Origin of the sequence: Bartonella sp. PS17NMGDW, assembly GCF_042193555.1 — a bacterium.
Lineage (GTDB): Bacteria > Pseudomonadota > Alphaproteobacteria > Rhizobiales > Rhizobiaceae > Bartonella > Bartonella grahamii.
The window spans coordinates 1-1,138 of the sequence record NZ_JBHILY010000068.1 but is presented as its reverse complement, the minus strand read 5'-3'; the positions used below and the strand labels follow the sequence as shown (position 1 = coordinate 1,138).

General features: G+C 32.6%; 2 protein-coding genes. One reads left to right on the top strand and one right to left on the bottom strand.

Going from position 1 to position 1,138, the window contains the following annotated elements; translation table 11 throughout:
* Positions 1–223, bottom strand: a 223-nt coding sequence (locus tag ACFIJK_RS09265; protein WP_375627587.1) for a helix-turn-helix transcriptional regulator, incomplete at its 3' end; no start/stop codon positions are given.
* 109 nt (positions 224–332) lie between these two features.
* Here ACFIJK_RS09265 and ACFIJK_RS09260 point away from each other — a divergent pair.
* The gene (locus tag ACFIJK_RS09260; RefSeq protein WP_375622548.1) at positions 333–950 is read left to right on the top strand and encodes a S24 family peptidase; all 618 of its coding nucleotides are present in this window, start codon (positions 333–335) and stop codon (positions 948–950) included.
* Positions 951–1,138 lie beyond the last annotated feature (188 nt).

Sequence of the window (1,138 nt, the reverse complement as noted above, 5' to 3'; positions counted from 1 at the left end):
CGTTATTATCTGTAGGGGCAGCAATAAAAGCAGGCATAGAGCTAGAACTATCCTTCAACTTTTGCAGCTTTAAATAATTTATTACGGAGATAGATCCTCTTTTTTCCCACTTGCAAACAGCTGCTTGAGTTACACCAAGCATTTTCGCCATTTCTGATTGTGTCCAATTAAATTTGCCTCGTATTGACTTAGTCAAATTCTTAAAATCTTCTCGTTGATCCATTTACAAGCTCCAATTACAGCTCTGTCTTATTTTATTCATATAATTATAGTTATATAAAGTCAATGAAAATTATCTTTATCAACGATAAAAAAATAAGGTAAGCAGAAGTATGAGTAATAAATCTAATATCATAAGCACATTAAAAAAGATTTTGACCGAGTTTAACTTAACGCAAGAAGATGTAGCCAAACGGCTAAACGTAACACAAGCTTCGGTGTCTAAGTGGTTAAAAGATTCTGATCCACGTGGCTCTAATCGAGATGCCATTTTAGAATTATATAAAGAACTAAAAGGGGACAATCACTTAACAACTTTTGTTCCTCTTATGGGGTATATTGGAGCAGGAACACAGATAGATCCAAGTTTTGAACAAATCCCTGAAGATGGTCTTGAACAAGTAGAAATTCCTTTTGCTTTACCTGATGATATGGTTGCTTTTGAAGTTAAAGGAGATTCTATGATTCCAGCCTATAAAGATGGAGATATGGTTATCGTAAGACGGCGCCAAATTAAAACAATAGAATCCTTTTTTGGCAAAGAAGCCGTTATTTTAACACATGATAATAAAAGATATATAAAGCAGATTAGCAGGGGAATGAATGGTGAAATAGATCTGCTTTCTTGGAATGCCTTACCTATTAAGAATGTTAAAATTGTGTGGGTTGGAGAGATATTTGCTATTTTGCCAATAAGTTCTTACAGCAAGATGATTCGGACTTATCGCTAATTATCCTCTCCTCTTATTCAGCAAGATATTATAATATTTTTTATAAAAAATATAACTTTTTATAATTTTTTGCTTGCTATTTTATAATTATAGTTATATAAGTAATTATACAAACCACGCACAAACAATTGCCAAGAGGCGTTAGGGAGGAGAAATTATGGAAAATCCAATTCTTATAAATTCTGATG